The following is a 17417-nucleotide window of genomic DNA, read 5'->3' as shown; positions in this document are numbered from 1 at the left end:
GCTTAGACCGCTGTTTTGCTTTGAAATAAGTGGAACAAGTCATGAGTGTTCCTAGAAACATGCCATTTTAATGGCGTTGTAGTTCATATAGAATTTGGGGTAAAATAGGGCATAAGTATGCAGACACAAATTTTTATATCTATTGGGGATATATACAATTGAACCAATAAGGAGGTATTTTTCAAAAATATGAAGAGAAAAGATGATTATATTCAACCAAATGTGCCAACATACACGGGCCAGATTATTAAGGCTTTGTCTGGTTTTTATTATGTAGAAGAGAAAGAAAGCCAAGTGATTTATACTACACGGGCACGTGGCCAATTTAGAAATACGCAAACAACACCATTGGTGGGCGATTTTGTGGAATTTCAAGCCAACAATACCAAAGAAGGCTATGTAATGAAAATCTTACCACGCTATAGCCAAATGATTCGACCGGCAGTAGCTAATGTGGACGTGGCCTTGTTGGTAGCATCTGTTACGGAACCCCAGATTCAACCAAAATTATTAGACCGTTTTTTAGTTTATTTAGAGTCAGAGAACATTGAACCGATTTTATATTTTTCCAAAATGGACTTAGCTGACCAAGCAAGTGAGGCGGATAAAAACCGGATCGACCAGTTTATTAAGGTGTATCGTGAAATTGGTTACCAAGTAATCTTATCAACTGACTTAGATGAGAACTTCAATCAATTAAAAGACATTGTTGCCAATCGGACCATGGTGGTTGTTGGTCAATCGGGTGTTGGAAAATCGACTTTATTAAATCGACTATTGCCTGATTTAGACATTGAAACAGGGGAAATCTCAACATCACTAGGACGCGGTCGTCATACTACCCGTCATACCGAATTACATGATATATTTGGAGGGAAAGTAGCAGATACACCAGGTTTCTCTAGTATCGATATCGACCAGTTGGATAAGGTCTTACTGTCAAATTATTTCCCTGAAATGCGAGCCATTCAAGACCAATGTAAGTTCCGTGGTTGTACCCATATTCAAGAACCTAAATGTGCAGTGAAAGCCGCCTTAGAAGCCGGTGAGATCGCTCAAAGTCGTTATGACTCTTACCTACAAATCTTCCAAGAAATTGACGATGCAAAACCCAAATATTAGAAAGTAGGAATGTACATGTATATTGCACCATCTATTTTATCTGCAAATTTTGGTAAATTTATTGACGAAGTAAATCGAATCGAAAACGCCGGCGCTGACTGGGTTCACATTGATGTCATGGACGGCCATTTTGTGCCCAATTTAACCTTTGGTGCTGGCGTCGTTGAAGCTTTGCGCCCAAACACCAAGATGACCCTAGACTGCCATTTAATGGTATCTAACCCAGAAGCCCATGTGGAAACCTTCGCCAATGCTGGTGCGGACTACTTCACAGTTCATTACGAGGCAACTAGCCACCTGCATGGCTTAATCCAAACCATTCACAAACACGGTATGAAAGCTGGTGTGGCCATTAATCCAGCGACGCCCGTATCAGCCATTGCACCGATCCTAAAAGACGTCGACATGATTTTAGTCATGACCGTAAACCCGGGATTTGGCGGTCAATCATTTATTGAATCAACTGTTGATAAGATGGCTGAATTAAGTACTTTTAGAGCGGAAAATGACGCCAAATTCCTAATCGAAGTAGACGGTGGAATCAACGCTGAAACGGCTAAAATCTGTGCAAAAAATGGCGTAGATGCCTTTGTAGCCGGTTCATACATCTTCAATAAAGACGACGTGAAACAACCAATTGATGCATTAAAAATGGCCATTAAGTAAACTTTAGTACTTGAAAAAGTTTTTAACTGTCAGTCACTAGAAGGAAGTGGATACATGCAAGTTTATCTCATCGGATCAGGACCTTTTGACCCAACGTATTTTAAAGCCTATGTAGAAGAACGAAAAGTAGCCCATAAAGATGCAGAAACCGCCTTTGTTGGGGTCGATTTAGGGGCTAAACAGCTGCTAGACCTTAATTTTCCCATTGACTTAGCGGTAGGCGATTTTGATTCAATTGAAGAAAGTGTCCTTCAACAAGTTGAACATAAGGCCAAAAAAATTGAAAAGTTACCACCAATGAAAGATGAAACGGACACTGAACATGCTTTAGGCACTGTTGCAGACTTATATCCACAGGCTGAATACCATCTCTTTGGTATGCTAGGGGGTAGGGTAGACCATTTGTTATCTAACTTATGGCTCATCTATCAAGAACGGTTTGCGCCGATTATTGATCATGTTCATTTAGTTGAAGAAAACAATGCAGTTTCATTCTTAAGACCTGGGCAACATCAAGTTGATCGTTTAAAAGATATGAAATATTTATCTTTCGTGGCAATGACGCCAGTTAAAGACTTATGTTTAGAAAATGTTGTCTATCCACTAGACAATTATCAAATGCCAATACCTTTGGCCTTGATTTCAAATGAGTTTCTACCAGGTCAAAATACCATGAAAATTGCCTTTAGTAATGGTCTTATCCTCGCTATTCAAGCCCGAGATTAAGTACAATCATCATTTTTATCATAAATAAGTTTGATTTATGACGTTAAGTATAGTAATATGTTATGGTATGAAAATTTGTAGAGGAGGATTATGACAATGGCTAAAGAATGTTATTACACAGGACGTAAAACGACTTCAGGTAACAACCGCTCACACGCATTGAATGCTACAAAACGTACATTTAAAGCAAACTTACAAAAAGTTCGTATCATCGACGAAAATGGTAACAAAAAGCGTGTATGGGTTTCTGCACGCGCAATCAAAGCTGGTTTAGTTACCCGCGCTTAATCCATTTATGATTAATACCAAATAAGGTCGTAGTTTTCCAGTGAGGGAAGACCACGGCTTTTTTTGTGTCTTTTATAAGGGTTTGCGACTTGTCAAATATTTAGGTATAATAGCCTAGTATGTGGTAAAATGAGTGTTATAAATGAAGTTATATTTGTTTAGAACGATAAAGTTTTAGATTAATCTAGCAAGACAACCCTTCAAAAGGAGGACATTTTTTATGGCATTAAAAATGCAAACAGAATTCGGTGAAATTGATATTACAAATGAATCTATCGCAACAGTCGTAGGTATGGCAACAACACAAAACTACGGTGTCGTTGGTATGGCAAGCAAGCATCAAATCCGGGATGGTATCCAAGAAATTCTTAAACAAGAAAACTATACCAAAGGGGTACTTGTTTCAGTAGATAACAACGATTTAGTAGTAGTGGATGTATACATTATCGTCAACTACGGTACGAAAATTTCTGAAATTTGTCGCAATGTACAAAGTTCTGTGAAATACGAATTAGGTCGTCAATTAGGTATTGCTGCAAACGTAGTGAATGTGTACGTACAAGGCGTCCGTGTGATTGAAGACTAGTTGCGGTAATCAAGGAGGATTTTTAGGTGAAAAGAACAGTATTAGACGTTGAAGCGTTCATATCTATGCTTGAAGTTGGGGGTAACCGACTTTCAGAGAATGCTGAATACGTGAATTCATTAAATGTTTTCCCGGTGCCAGACGGTGATACCGGAACAAATATGAATTTAACATACACATCAGGTATCGAACGAGTAATTAAACAACATTCCGATACCGTTGGTGAGGTTGGAGAAGATTTAGCTAAGGGATTATTGATGGGGGCACGCGGTAACTCAGGCGTTATCTTATCCCAATTATTCCGTGGTTTCGCTAAAGCAATCGAAGGTAAAACAACCATTGAAGCACAAGATTTAGCGAATGCTTTCCAACGCGGTATTGATACAGCGGTAAAAGCTGTTATGAAACCTGTAGAAGGTACTATTTTAACAGTAGCACGTGATTCAGCAGCAGCAGGTATGCAAAAAGCTGAACAAACAGATGACATCATTGAAGTGATGACAGCTGTACTAGAAGAAGCACAAACATCACTAGAAAACACACCTAACTTACTACCCGTGTTAAAAGAAGTAGGTGTTGTCGATTCAGGTGGTCAAGGGTTAGTATATATCTACCATGGCTTCTTAGAATCATTAACAGGTGAATCTATTCCAGTTAAATCAGCTGATCCAAACAAAGCGAATGTCACAGAACTAGCTCACCAAGAAAACTTCTTCAACACTGCTCATTCCGTAGCATCAGAAGATATTCATTATGGTTATTGTACTGAAATTATGGTCAAAATCGGTGAAGGTGAAACAGTTACTGATGAATTTGATTATGATACATTCCGTAACCACTTAGATGGTATCGGAGATTCATTGCTTGTTGTATCTGATGATGAGATTATAAAAGTTCATGTACATACAGAAACACCAGGTGAAGTCATGAACTATGGCCAAAAATTTGGTTCATTAGTGAAAATTAAAGTAGATAACATGCGCCTACAACATGACGATATTCTAGATGGTAAAGGGGCAACCCAATCCGAGTCAACGCCAGCAGTTGAGCGTACGAATCTAGCAATTATCGCTGTTGCAGCCGGTGAGGGAATTGAAAACCTATTTAAAGATATGGGGGTTAAATCAATTATCTCTGGTGGTCAAACGATGAACCCATCAACAAATGATATCTTAGATGCTATCAACAAAGCGAATGCAGATAACGTGATTATCTTACCAAACAATAAGAATATCATTATGGCTGCTAACCAAGCTGTTGAAGTTTCAGAAATTCCAGCTGCCGTAGTTGAAACTAAATATATCTCTCAAGGATTAACAGCCATGCTTGGATATAACCCTGACGGGACATTAGAAGACAATAAAGCAGCAATGGTTGCTGAAATGGCCAACGTAACTAGTGGTCAAGTCACAGTAGCTGTTCGAGATACAACAGTTGACGGCTTAGAAATCCATAAAGATCACTTTATGGGCATCATAGACGGTAAAATCGTTTCTGAAGATGCTGACTTAGTCAAAGAAACCATCAATATGGTGAATGCAATGATTGATGAAGACAAGGAGTTAGTGACTTTAATCTTTGGTGAAGAAACCGACCAAGCAACAGCAGAATTAATCGCTGAAGCAGTCGAATCGGCTAACGAAGATATTGAAGTTGAAATTGTAGACGGTGGCCAACCAGTTTACCATTTCCTAGCATCAGTTGAATAATAATCCTATATAAAGATATATACATGAAACGCTAGATGGACACACAACTTAGTTATTATTCAATTCGTTAAGAGATGAAAACTGATAAAGTGTTCATTTTAGCTTTTCTAATACAAATAAAAGAGCGGGTAAAGATTTGAAATCAAAATTTTTACCCGCTCTTTTAGATACAGTCTAAGCAAGGCTATTAATGGGCTATTGCAGGGCTATTACAATCAATACCTGCAGGGGCTACAGAGAGGTATATGTGCAGGAGCTGATCAATGACAATAAAGGAGCAGGAACTACTGCAGGATAGAGAATAGGAACTACTGCAGGGCTATGTGTAGGATCTGTAAGGACCTGTAACTAACTGCAGGAGCTACAGAGATATGCAACTAACTGCAGGAGGTTAAAGGGATTAAATCTAATAAAACTTTGGTAGACTTGATTAAGAGGCTAATGCTTTAGGGGTTCTTAAGGATAAAGTTATTTACAAAAAGGATAAAAAATATAAAGCATTTTACATCAGTAGAAACTTTGCATATAGATCAGGGACAGGCAAGGATGCCAAAGCTGTAAAATTATATTATGACAGTTTTATAGAGGTTTACAATCAGGAGGAGCAAAGCGTTGCAGGTATGGGGCTGATATATAATGCAATCTTACATCTTCATAAGCATAGCGATTACCTAGTGAAAGATGTAAATAAATGGTTTGTATCTGAGGATGACTTTATCAAACATGCAGATATATGCGAGATCCGCCAACTTAATAAGCGATCTTTGCTTGAAAGATTGGACGGACTGACCGATAACGGTACTGATATTTTTGAGGCTAAGATGTCAGGGAGAGGCAAACTCTCAATAGCAAGATATAAGGTTAACAATAAAATAATTGAAAGTCATAGCAGGGGATATTTACCTCTGCTTTTTTTATGCCCTAATACTATTGTTGCTCAATAATGGTATTATCCCTCCCTGATCCCTCACTGGAGGCAAAATAAGTCTGTGTAAGAGCTTTTAGACGTCAACTAGCATAAAAATAATACCTTACAAGCTATTAAAACGCCTATAAGGGCCCTTAAAAAATACTTATATGACATATATCATATTTCAACATATTAGGGCATAGGTGCAAGAGGGCATGCAAGTACTTATACAGGCATATAGAGGCATATAGAGGCTTATACACAATAAAAGAGCCCAGCAGTATAAACTGCTAAGCTCCTTAGTATAGTTATTATTGTTGATGCTACAGGTCTTGCTCCTGCTTTTCTTTGTCTTTAGCAGAACGCCCTACATTGAACTCCTTAACTGCTCCTATGATCAAGCATACTACAACATAGGCTAAGAATATATACCATAGACCTATAAAGAACGATTTAAAATAAAACCATAGCATGAAAGAAACAATAACAAATGCAAACACGCTTAGAGCTGTTGTAATGATTGATAACATTTAAATGACCTCCTTGTATGCACCACTGCCCAACTACCTATTGAACTAATCTAAAACCTCTCAGAACAATCTCTTTTTTTGACCCGGTAGTCGGGAGGATTTCTCGGAAAAAACAACTTATTCTATTAGATAATCCCGTGCAGAAATAAATCAATCATTTCCTCTAAAGCAATCGTTTTGCTGATTATTTGTTTAGAAGAAATATAAGGGGCCAGTGTAACAAAGAAATAAGTAGCAATTTTCTCTCCAGTAAGCTGATGTTTTAATTGCTTTTCGTAATCATCAAATAATAAGATGAACGGCCGTTTATAACTTTCTTGAAAGATTTGGTATAGGATGCGTCTACTTTCAATGGAAATGTCTGCTTGCATATCTTGCATCATAGTATAGATATCCATGTCTTGGTTATCTTGTAGATAATAAGACATTTGTAATAGTTTACCAGTTAGATCAAGTTGGTCATTTTCAACAATCGCCAATAGGTCAGTGTATACTTCCTCACCTATTTCATCTAAAACCCCAAGATAAAGGCTTTCCTTGTTTTTAAAATGATAATACAAGTTTGGTTGTGTAATCCCAACTTCTTTCGCAATCATTCTAGTAGAGGTAGCCTTATAACCACTTGACATAAACTTATTTCGTGCAACTTCAATAATACGACTTCTGCTTGAAGAATCTTTTAAGGACATGATGAGATGAACTCCTCTCTATTTAATATTATAGCTTGATTCCACAAAAAAGCCATGCATAAATCTCCTATACTTGATAAGTCATACCTTAAATGGTAATCTGTTATTAATAAACTTATCAAGTGATAAAATAATGAAATAGATCTATCAAAAGGGGACCAATAACATGACGACTAAAGAAAGAATTGCAATCATTGGGGCAGGGATAGGTGGTTTATCTGCAGCTATCCGCTTGCAGCATGCAGGATACCAAGTTGAAATTTTTGAGAAAGAATCGTTGCCGGGCGGTAAGATGAACCAGATGGCAGTAGATGGCTATACCTTTGATGTAGGTCCAACGATTGTCATGTGGCCAGAAGCATATAGAGAGTTGTTTACATTAACTGGTCGGGACCCAGAAGACTACATCCCTATGCAGAAACTAACCCCGATGTATGATGTATATTTTAAAGGAGACCCTTATCGCCACTATAGCGTGAGCAATGATTTGACTGATTTAATGGCTTTAATGGAGTCAAAAGATCCACAAACCGCGCTTGGTTTTCTTCAATACCTTGCAGAGATGTACCAACGATATCAAGTGGCTATGGACCATTTTATTAGGCGACCATTTAGACATAAATCGGATATATACAATCCTTCTATGTTGATTAATGCACTTAAATTAAAAACATTTGATAGTGCAGAACATATGATGGCGAAATTTATTCCAAATAAAGATATCCAGCAGTTAATGGCTTTTCAAACACTTTATATAGGCGTTTCTCCTAAAAATGGGCCTTCGCTTTATAATATGATTCCGATGATTGAGCTATTATACGGTATTCATTATGTCAAAGGTGGCATGCATACCGTCGCTAAAGGTTTTGCGCAATTGTTTGAAGAATTAGGTGGAGTCATTCACTATAATACACCAGTGGATAAGATTTTAATCGATGAACAACAAGTGAATGGTTTACAAGTAGGAGAGCGCTTTATTCCTAGTAAGAGAGTCATTTCAAATGCTGATTTCCCATATACGATGAAACATTTAATAGATGGCGATTTAAACCGTGGTAAATATACAGCCAATAAGATAGACCAAATGGATTATTCTTGCTCTTGTTTAATATTCTACTGGGGCGTAGATGGTACGTTTAAAGATTTGAAGACCCATAACTTTATCATCTCAGAAGATTTAGATGATAACATGGCACGCATTTTTGACGGACGTTTGATTGACAACCCATCAATATACCTTCACGTACCTTCTCAAGTGGATGAAACACGTGCACCAGAAGGAAAAGCTAATTTCTATCTCCTGATGCCGGTTTCAGAATTAGGCACAGCACAATATGCTTATGACCAATCAACAGTGCAATTTTATAAAGAGAAAGCGTTGGAAACACTGGCGCGTATACCTGGATTAGAAAATCTTGAGAGCCAAATTGAAGTAGAACGTGTATTTACGCCTAATGATTTTGAATCCCACTATAATGCATATCGCGGGGCTACTTTTGGTTTGCAACCAACCTTAATGCAAAGTAACCACTTCAGACCGCAAGCAAAAGCTGAAAATGTGTCGGGTTTATATTTCACAGGTTCCTCCACACATCCAGGTGCAGGGGTCCCTATAGTCATCGAGAGTGGCAAAATTTGTGCCGATGAGTTGATGTTAGATGACGAGGGTTAGAGTTAGAGAGGAAAGGGAGATTATGGCAAGAAATCGTTTGCTTAGCGCATCTTATAAAGCTTCTGAAAATACGATGGCAGAAGCATCAAAGAGCTTTTACCAGGCTTTCCGCTTGCTACAAAAAGAGACATTTGAAGGTGTTGCAGCTTTATACGCCTACAATCGATATGTAGATGATATTGCAGATAGCGGAGACCTCACACAAGAAGAAGCTCTGGGAAAGTTAGATGATTTAGAAGCACAAATTCTAAATATAGAAACGAGTGAAGAAGTGCCATTTGCTTGGTGGTTGGCCTTCAAAGATACGGTATCTACCTATCAAGTGTCTACTGATGCTTTGTTGAAACAGATCCAAGGACAACGAATGGATATTTTAGGCCACGAAGTAGTCGATATGGATGACTTGGTTGCTTACGCTTCAAATGTTGCTGGGTCAGTAGGGGAAATGTTATTACCTCTACTAGTGGACGAAGCTACTGAGATTGATCAAGCTATGCGTCAAGCAGCAATAGATTTAGGTATTGGTATGCAGTTAACGAATATTTTAAGGGATGTCGGTGAAGATTACCGTGAAAGACAACGGATATATCTCCCACAGACCTTGCTTGATCTTTATGGTGTTGATGAAGCAATGATCAAACAGTTGTCATATAAGGGTGGCGCTATCCCTCAGAATTGGATTGATTTATGGGAGCATCTCTATCAGATTGCTGACCAATACTACTATAGTATTGAACCCTTTTTAAAAGACTTTAGCCAAGCGGCACAACTACCCATCCTAACATCTGCCTATATCTACCATGGAATTGGTGATGCTGTGAGAAAAGCGAATTACAATTGCTTCACTCAAAGAAATTATACTAGTAGCCTTGAGCGGGCGCGCTTGATTTTTAAAGCGAAGAAAGTGTTAGATGACACATAAATAGGACCGCAAAAAGTCTTAATGACGGGGGTAGAATATTATTTAGGATGTTAGTGTGTCAATTGTACAAAACTGCTAATAGGACTAAAATATAAGGACAAGCATACGTTTTATAAACACTAGTCATCAAATCCGACCTACATTAGTAGTTGGATTTTTGACGATGAACAATTAGATTCAACAGGTAGAGAGAGGAAGCAAATAAGAATGTTTTTAGCCATTAAAGAAATTTTATATGCAAAGAAAAAGTATAGTTTAGTCGTTGGGGTCATGTTTTTAATTTCATTTCTGGTATTTTTCTTAATTAGTTTGGCTTATGGCCTAGCGATGGAGAGTCGAATGGGGATTGACCAGTGGCAAGCTGACCAAATCATCTTGACAGAAGAAGCAGATGGGACAATGAGTCGCTCTAATATAGATGAAGAAGATTATGATGCGGTTGATGCAGATAATAAAGCTGCAATACTACAGATGCCAACCAATATGCATTCAGATGATATCGAAAGCGATGAACAACTATCTATTTCCCTATTTGGTATCAAGTTTGATGACTTTATTGCACCTAAAGTGACTGAAGGTCGTCAGGTGAATGCTGATAATGAAGCTTTAATTGATGATAGTCTAACTGAACAATATGGTCTAGGAATAGGAGATACGGTAACGATTGAAGGACAATCATTTGAAGTTGTGGGATTAACGACAAATATGAAATATAGTATTGCGCCGATGGTTCATATCACACAAAATGCTTTTAGAAACATTCAAAATGCTTCATTGAATACATCGAATACATCAGATAATAGCCAAATTCCTGAAGGTGAATCAGGGCAAGAAGCGGATAATCAAATGATTAATGCTATTGTCGTACGTGGTGAAGCAACACATCTACCTGACGATCTGAAAGTATGGTCAACGGCAGATTTTATCAATAATTTACCAGGATATAGCGCACAGCTACTTACATTTATTTTTATGATTGGCTTTTTAATTTTAATTGCAGCAGTTGTGATTGGTATCTTTATTTACGTACTCACTATTCAAAAAATTGACGTGTTCGGCGTGATGAAAGCTCAAGGTATTTCAACAGGCACAATTGGTCGTTCTGTGGTTGTGCAAACCTTTATCCTTACATTAATAGGTCTAATATTAGGCGTTGCAGTGACCGTTTTGAGCATTTATTTCCTACCAGCTCAGGTGCCAACTCAAATCAATTGGCTATTCTTTATAGCAGTCGGCGGTTTGATTTTACTTTGTTCATTAATTGGTGCCTTATTCTCAGTGAAAACAATAGTGAACGTCGATCCAGCAAGAGCAATCGCCTAGGAGGTCATTATGAGTGTATTAACAATTGAAAATGTACAGAAAAAATTTAAAGATGGGGATACGGAAATTGTGGCCCTTGAAGAAACATCATTTACAGCAGAGCAAGGGGAGTTTATTGCTATTATCGGCCCGTCCGGTTCAGGAAAAAGTACCTTTTTAAGTATTGCTGCTGGCTTACAGAAACCCACACAAGGTAGGGTCATGATTAATGATAAACCCTTTAGTGAAAAGAAAGAAAAAGAGCGGGCGCGCATTCGTTTTGAAGAAGTAGGATTTATCCTACAAGCGTCAAACCTTATTCCATTCCTAAAAGTATCTGATCAATTGAAATTAGTAGATAAACTATCTAAAAAAGAGAAAAGTCCATTAGATTTATTGGAACTACTAGGTATTGAAAGATTAAAAAATAAATTTACAGAGCAAATTTCTGGGGGTGAAAAGCAACGTGTAGCGATTGCACGCGCTCTCTACAATAACCCTTCAATCATATTTGCTGACGAACCAACAGCCAGCCTAGATTCTAAACGGGCGATGGATGTGGTGGATATCTTGGCCAAAATGACCAAACAACAAAATAAAACAACCATCATGGTTACACATGATCTTCGCTTAATAGACCAATGCGATAAAGTCTATGAAATGAATGATGGTGTCTTAACCTTAAGAGAAAATACTGATATGACTAAGGATGTACAGATGGTTTAAATGAAAGTATAATTAGATAGATAAAGGGCAAGATTATAGATCAAATAGTTGAAAAAAACATTTCCTAGTCCATGTTTTCTCTTTCTAGGTCATATCTTTAGCTGTCTTATAGTAATCTATTAGAAGGGGAGACAAACATCTTATGTTTGCGCTCCTTTTTTTAATCCTTTCTTATCCGTGGTTGACAGGCATATTGGCAGTTATCCTGATAGGATTCACGTGTGATGATAACAATGTTTGTATTGACCAAATAGTTAAAAATGATCACTGACATTTGCCGAAAAAGATTGCTATTAGTCTACACTCTATATATAATAATTCAGGATTGAAATATTATATGGTATATATAATGTTTCAAATAAAATATTAGAGAAATGTTTACTATATTTGCAGATATAGTTTATGAATAAGGAGCCTACTTATGGTTAACCCATTAATTGTTATCCCAACATTAGAACCTGATCAAAAACTGATCAAGCTATTAGCTGATATTCGTGAGGTTGATCAAGATTTATCTATCTTAATGATTGATGATGGCAGTGGAGATAAATACCAAAATATCTTTGATCAAGCAGAGGAAAATTTTAATGTGCAAGTGATTCACCATCCTAAAAATCGAGGCAAGGGTGCAGCTTTGAAGACAGCGATGGCAGCTATATTAGTGGACTATCCTGAAATAGATGTGATGGTTACCATTGATTCTGACGGCCAACATTCTTATAGCGATATGATGAAGACAGTTGAACTAGCAAAGCACCATCCTGATGGCCTTGTATTAGGTACCAGGCAATTCGATAGAAACGTGCCATTAAGGAGTAAATTTGGCAATCTAGTCACAAGGATGATCATGCGGATAACAACAGGAATTCAAGTTAGCGATACACAAACAGGCTTACGTGTTATCCCAAGAGAATTCTTACCTCAATTGGTTGAAGTTTCAGGAGACCGGTTTGAGTATGAAACGAATATGTTAATAGAGACAAGAAAACAAGGATGGCCAATCTATGCCCAGCCTATTCAAACAATTTATATAGAAGACAATGCTTCCTCTCATTTTAGAATAATCAAAGATTCGATTGCCATTTATGGTGTTGTTTTTAAGTATATTCTATCTTCTATCTCATCTTTTTTACTAGATATCTTACTATACGCTGTATTCATACACCTTTTAAACCAACTAAACCTATCAGCTATCTTTATAGCATCCATTTTGTCACGCTTAATATCATCGCTATTCAATTATTATATCAACCAAAAATTTGTATTCCAGAAAAGCTCATCATATGCATTGTTGAAATATTATAGTCTGGTCATCTTGCAAATTTCCCTATCATCCTTACTTGTGTTTGCGATTCACCAGATCTTTAAGCTAGATGAAGTGGTTGGTGTGAAAATCCTTGTAGATACGTTTTTATTTCTATTGAGCTATTTCGTGCAAAAGACATTCATATTTAAGGAGAAATAAGTGATGAATTATGACCAACTTAAGCGTAGGATTTTATACACTTTTACAATTTTAACGACCGTTATTTATCTGGTTTGGCGTGGTATATACACTTTACCTTGGAATGAATCCATATTTGCATTGATCTTTGGTTGCCTGCTTTGGTTGAGTGAAATTTGCTCTAATTTTACAGCTATATTATTAATTTGGAGTAAAGGTCAAGCTAAGCCTTTAGAGAAACCATCCGTATCCTTCGAGGATTATCCAGATGTCGATGTTTTAATCGCCACCCATAACGAAGATAGCGTATTACTTACTAAGACAATTAACAGTGCATTACGGATGAAGTATCCAGACAAATCTAAGGTGCATATTTACTTAGCGGACGATAATGAGCGCCCTGAAATAGAAGCTTTGGCGGCTAAATTTTCTATTGGTTATTTAGGTGTCAAGAACAATAAACATGCTAAATCCGGAAATTTTAATTATGCTTTAGCCCATACCCATTCTCCGCTTATAGCTACTTTTGACGCAGATATGATTCCGTACGCCGATTTTTTAATGGAAACGGTGCCTTACTTTATTGATAATCAAAAACGGATACAAGAAGGTCACGAACATATTAAACCAATGGGCTTAGTACAAACGCCACAAAGTTTCTACAATGCAGACATGTTCCAATTTAACCTATTTTCAGAAGGGGATATTCCAAATGAACAAGACTTCTTCTCAAGGGAAGTAAATGTATATAATAGTGCCCACGGTGCAGCAATTTACACCGGTTCAAATACTGTCATCTCAAGACAAGCAATTGTAGATGCAGGGGGATTTCCGACGAATACGATTACAGAAGACTTTCAACTTGGCGCACAGATAAATATGGCTGGCTACCAAAACATTTCAACCTTAGAACCTATGGCATCCGGTTTAACACCCACAGATATTCCGAGCATTCTAAAGCAGCGTGTTCGTTGGGGTAGAGGTGTGGTGCAAAGTATTTTTAATATCCGGGCTCTGACAAATCCTAAATTGACCATCGCCCAACGTTTAGTGTATCTAAACGGCTTTCTATATTGGTGGTCTTTCTTTAGGCGTTTACTTTATATTTTTGCACCGATTTTATTTACCGTATTTAATATCCGCGTAGTGGATACCGATTTTTGGGTGCTTTTAGCTTTTTGGTTACCAAGTTATGTACTTATTCAATTTGTCATGGCAGATATTTCAAGCGACTTGAGAACTTCGAGATGGGGTGAAATTCAAGAAACAATCTTCGCTCCTTACTTGGTTATACCAATTTTTCTACAAACAATAGGATTTAAAGAAACTAAATTTAAAGTAACCAACAAGGATGCCAAACAATCCAATAAAGATTTATTATACGTATTACCACATGCCATTATGTTAGCGCTAGCTGTTTACGGCGTTATTACCTTTAACTACGGAAAATTTGGCTCAGAAATCGCATATGGGTCTGTGATTACTTTTTGGTTGTTGTCACATATTGTCAACTTAACATTTGCTTGTTTATATTATCTTGGTCGGCCAGCCTATCGTCAGTCTGAACGGTTTGCAATGACCAACGATATTACCGTGACAGATGCCACCGAAACATACCATTTCGTTACACATGACATTTCAGAAACAGGTTTATCTTTTGTTGCTGACTGTCCTTACTACTTTAGTCCGGATGAAAATTTAGCCATTACTATCCGCAAAAAGGATGAAGTCGCCAATCTGAAGGGGAAAATTATACGTGTTTGGGAGAAGGGTCAACATTTTTATTATGGCGTTCAACTTGAAGAAATCAACAAGCGTAATGAAGCGGATCATTTGAACTATCTACAAATTATTTATGACGGATTTAACCAAAGTTTAAGGCAAACAATGGATCCAATGGTCACAATGATTGATTCATTCTTAATCAATTTCCAACAAAGACAAAATTTGTCTAAGCCTCTTAATCATACTAGTGAGGTCTACCCGCCAATAAAGGTTAATCAAGCTATTGCGTTAGCGGAAGGTCAAGTTTATGTGTATTGGACCAACTATCAAACCATCGCTTTAGATAAGAAGGACCTTACCCATTTACAAATAGGGGAAGTGAACTTACAAATAAATATGATGAGTGAAACAGATAGCCATAAATATATCTACCAGATAGAAAATCTAGACCAAGTAATGGCGATATCCCGTATGAAAGCTTTAATTCATGAATGGTTGACGCTAACAAAAACTAAGCAAAAGCCAGTTGAGGAGGCCAGTTTATGATGATTATTGGATTACTTGTCTACGCTTTGGTCATTTACGGGTGGGCAGCTTGGTTGAAGGGCGTAGCACATATTGAACATCGAGTGTCATATGTTGCTGCCTGTGCATGGATAATTGTTGTATTATATCTTGCTGCATTTGTAGATGGTTTAAACATAGCTAGCCTATGTCTCTCTATAATGGGATTGATTTTTGCTATATGGCATCTGTATCAAGGGATTAAAAATCGCCATCAAAATCCATTTAGAATCTCATCTATTGGGGTTTGGTTGTTATTTTACGCTGGGATATTCATCCATATATTCTTGCAGATCCATTTAAATCACTATGATAACTACTCTCACTGGGCGACCATCGTTAAATTTCTTTACACCGAAGGGCGGTTACCGGATGTACATGACACCATAATCGCTTATACTTCCTATCCGATGGGGTCATCTTTGCTCGTATACTTTGCAACCTATCTTGCAGGTTATTCGGATAGTGTTTTAATGATAGGGCAGTTTGCATTAATTCTCTCCTGTATTTACGCGATGTTTTCAGCAGTCAGAGATTCTAGTCGGATCCTTATTCTTGCTATATTATTTAATATCATCGCAGCTTTTAACCACTTCAATAAGGCTATCCGTATGAACAACCTACTCGTTGATTTCTTATTGCCTTTACTAGCATTGGCTGGGATTGCTGGCATTTATAAAATGCGCAATAATCTAAAAGCCATGAGTGTCTATACCTTACTAGTTGTTTCTGCTTTAACCTTAGTCAAATCGAGTGCTATTTTCTTTGCAGCAATTATCCTGATTTATTATCTATACGAAAGTATCAGACATCTATTCAGGGAAAAGGGTAAATTCAAATCAAGCTTGCTTGTGCTAATGACAAGTGTCGTATCCTTTATGCCTATTTGGCTTTGGAACATCCATGTAAAGGCTAATTTCCCTGTGACGAAGCATGAAGTTTCAGTGACCTCTTACCAAGAGATATTCCAAGCAAAAGATGGAACTATTGTTCACCAAATCACTGATTTATTCATTGACACTATCACAAGTCTATCCACAGTTTCCACCCAAGGTATTATACTGGTTCAAGTGATGATGATTGGCGCTTATATGATGATTCGTTGGGGAATTGGTAGGAAGAACTCTATCCTTTGGCAATTAGCTTTAATCAATATCATTACAATCATCTATTATATAGGCATATATGCCATGTTTTTATTCTCTATGCCAACAGAAGAAGCCTTATATCTTGCTGGGTTTGACAGGTATGCATCAAGCATGGTCATTATGGCGCTAGGCCTAGCGGGGATGTTTCTTGCTAGACAAATCGATTATGCTTTTTATGAACAACGAATCGATTATCGAAATTTTAAATCTTATAAATCCATCAAAACAAAAAAACTATACCAATATACGTCAATATTCTTGTTATTCTCATCAGTCTTATTGGTTATGTCAGAATCAGGCGGGTTGTTATATAACGAAGTTAATTATCAAACATCCGCTGCAGGTGAAATCACTAGCATAACAGGAAATCATATGACATTAAATGATGACCGGTACCTGATCGTTACACCAAATAAAGAAGAAGTCGATAACTACTTCGTTGGGTTCTTCGGTAAATACTGGTTATACTCACCCAACGTCGATGGTAGAGAAGACTTTAATATGTCACTAGCGGAATTTAAGGATTTAATTGCGTCATACGACAAAATTATGATTTTAGAAGATCACTATACCTTTAATGAAATGACTGAATTAATAAACGGTAAAACCTATCAACCGGGTATATATACTAGTAAGGAATTACTCGCTAACAACTAGGACTCTGTTATAATATAAACCATCATATTTA

The 17417-nt window shown here is 37.2% G+C and carries 16 protein-coding genes; 14 read left to right on the top strand and 2 right to left on the bottom strand.

Annotated elements, in window-relative coordinates; translation table 11 throughout:
- The first annotated feature begins 189 nt into the window (after positions 1–189).
- From rsgA to AC973_RS03015, 7 genes are all read left to right on the top strand, one after another.
- A complete protein-coding gene (gene rsgA, locus AC973_RS03045; protein WP_048727133.1) occupies positions 190–1122 on the top strand; it encodes a ribosome small subunit-dependent GTPase A in 933 nt (310 codons plus the stop codon).
- A gap of 15 nt (positions 1123–1137) precedes the next feature.
- Positions 1138–1788 (top strand): ribulose-phosphate 3-epimerase, encoded by a 651-nt coding sequence (gene rpe / locus AC973_RS03040; RefSeq protein ID WP_048727129.1) that lies wholly within the window; start codon positions 1138–1140, stop codon positions 1786–1788.
- 54 nt (positions 1789–1842) lie between these two features.
- A complete protein-coding gene (locus tag AC973_RS03035; protein WP_048727126.1) occupies positions 1843–2514 on the top strand; it encodes a thiamine diphosphokinase in 672 nt (223 codons plus the stop codon).
- A gap of 96 nt (positions 2515–2610) precedes the next feature.
- A complete protein-coding gene (rpmB, locus tag AC973_RS03030; RefSeq protein WP_039935929.1) occupies positions 2611–2802 on the top strand; it encodes a 50S ribosomal protein L28 in 192 nt (63 codons plus the stop codon).
- Between the two features lie 220 nt (positions 2803–3022).
- Positions 3023–3388 carry an Asp23/Gls24 family envelope stress response protein gene (locus tag AC973_RS03025; protein ID WP_048727119.1) on the top strand — a complete coding sequence of 122 codons (366 nt, stop codon included), beginning with the start codon at positions 3023–3025 and terminating at the stop codon, positions 3386–3388.
- Positions 3389–3414: 26 nt separating this feature from the next.
- Positions 3415–5097 carry a DAK2 domain-containing protein gene (locus tag AC973_RS03020; RefSeq protein ID WP_048727117.1) on the top strand — a complete coding sequence of 561 codons (1683 nt, stop codon included), beginning with the start codon at positions 3415–3417 and terminating at the stop codon, positions 5095–5097.
- 620 nt (positions 5098–5717) lie between these two features.
- Positions 5718–6041, top strand: coding sequence for a hypothetical protein (locus AC973_RS03015; protein ID WP_048727111.1), 324 nt, complete (start codon positions 5718–5720; stop codon positions 6039–6041).
- A gap of 289 nt (positions 6042–6330) precedes the next feature.
- Here AC973_RS03015 and AC973_RS03010 read toward each other — a convergent pair whose 3' ends face one another.
- Both AC973_RS03010 and AC973_RS03005 read right to left on the bottom strand, forming a co-directional pair.
- Positions 6331–6537: a hypothetical protein gene (locus AC973_RS03010; RefSeq protein ID WP_048727104.1), complete on the bottom strand. Its 207-nt coding sequence runs from the start codon at positions 6535–6537 to the stop codon at positions 6331–6333.
- A gap of 125 nt (positions 6538–6662) precedes the next feature.
- A complete protein-coding gene (locus AC973_RS03005; protein WP_048727100.1) occupies positions 6663–7226 on the bottom strand; it encodes a TetR/AcrR family transcriptional regulator in 564 nt (187 codons plus the stop codon).
- A 166-nt stretch (positions 7227–7392) separates the two neighbouring features.
- Here AC973_RS03005 and AC973_RS03000 point away from each other — a divergent pair, with 166 nt between their 5' ends.
- The 7 genes from AC973_RS03000 (at position 7393) to AC973_RS02970 (ending at position 17386) form a co-directional block, all read left to right on the top strand.
- The gene (locus tag AC973_RS03000; RefSeq protein ID WP_048727097.1) at positions 7393–8898 is read left to right on the top strand and encodes a phytoene desaturase family protein; all 1506 of its coding nucleotides are present in this window, start codon (positions 7393–7395) and stop codon (positions 8896–8898) included.
- Between the two features lie 22 nt (positions 8899–8920).
- A complete protein-coding gene (locus tag AC973_RS02995) occupies positions 8921–9820 on the top strand; it encodes a phytoene/squalene synthase family protein (RefSeq protein WP_048727095.1) in 900 nt (299 codons plus the stop codon).
- A 207-nt stretch (positions 9821–10027) separates the two neighbouring features.
- Positions 10028–11143 carry an ABC transporter permease gene (locus AC973_RS02990; protein ID WP_065419852.1) on the top strand — a complete coding sequence of 372 codons (1116 nt, stop codon included), beginning with the start codon at positions 10028–10030 and terminating at the stop codon, positions 11141–11143.
- Between the two features lie 9 nt (positions 11144–11152).
- Positions 11153–11848: an ABC transporter ATP-binding protein gene (locus tag AC973_RS02985; protein ID WP_048727091.1), complete on the top strand. Its 696-nt coding sequence runs from the start codon at positions 11153–11155 to the stop codon at positions 11846–11848.
- 421 nt (positions 11849–12269) lie between these two features.
- Positions 12270–13313, top strand: a complete 1044-nt coding sequence (locus AC973_RS02980; RefSeq protein ID WP_048727088.1) for a bifunctional glycosyltransferase family 2/GtrA family protein — start codon at positions 12270–12272, stop codon at positions 13311–13313.
- A 3-nt stretch (positions 13314–13316) separates the two neighbouring features.
- Entirely contained in the window at positions 13317–15563 is a 2247-nt protein-coding gene (locus AC973_RS02975) for a glycosyltransferase (RefSeq protein WP_048727084.1), read from the top strand.
- Complete coding sequence (locus tag AC973_RS02970) at positions 15560–17386, top strand: hypothetical protein (RefSeq protein ID WP_048727079.1); 1827 nt, start codon at positions 15560–15562, stop codon at positions 17384–17386. Before AC973_RS02975 ends, AC973_RS02970 begins: the two co-directional genes overlap by 4 nt.
- The last annotated feature ends 31 nt before the right edge of the window (positions 17387–17417 follow it).

This window comes from Carnobacterium sp. 1290_CSPC, assembly GCF_001053265.1.
In the GTDB taxonomy this organism is placed as follows: domain Bacteria; phylum Bacillota; class Bacilli; order Lactobacillales; family Aerococcaceae; genus Aerococcus; species Aerococcus urinaeequi.
Note: the sequence above shows the minus strand (reverse complement) of the source record. Positions and strands in the feature narration are given on the sequence as shown.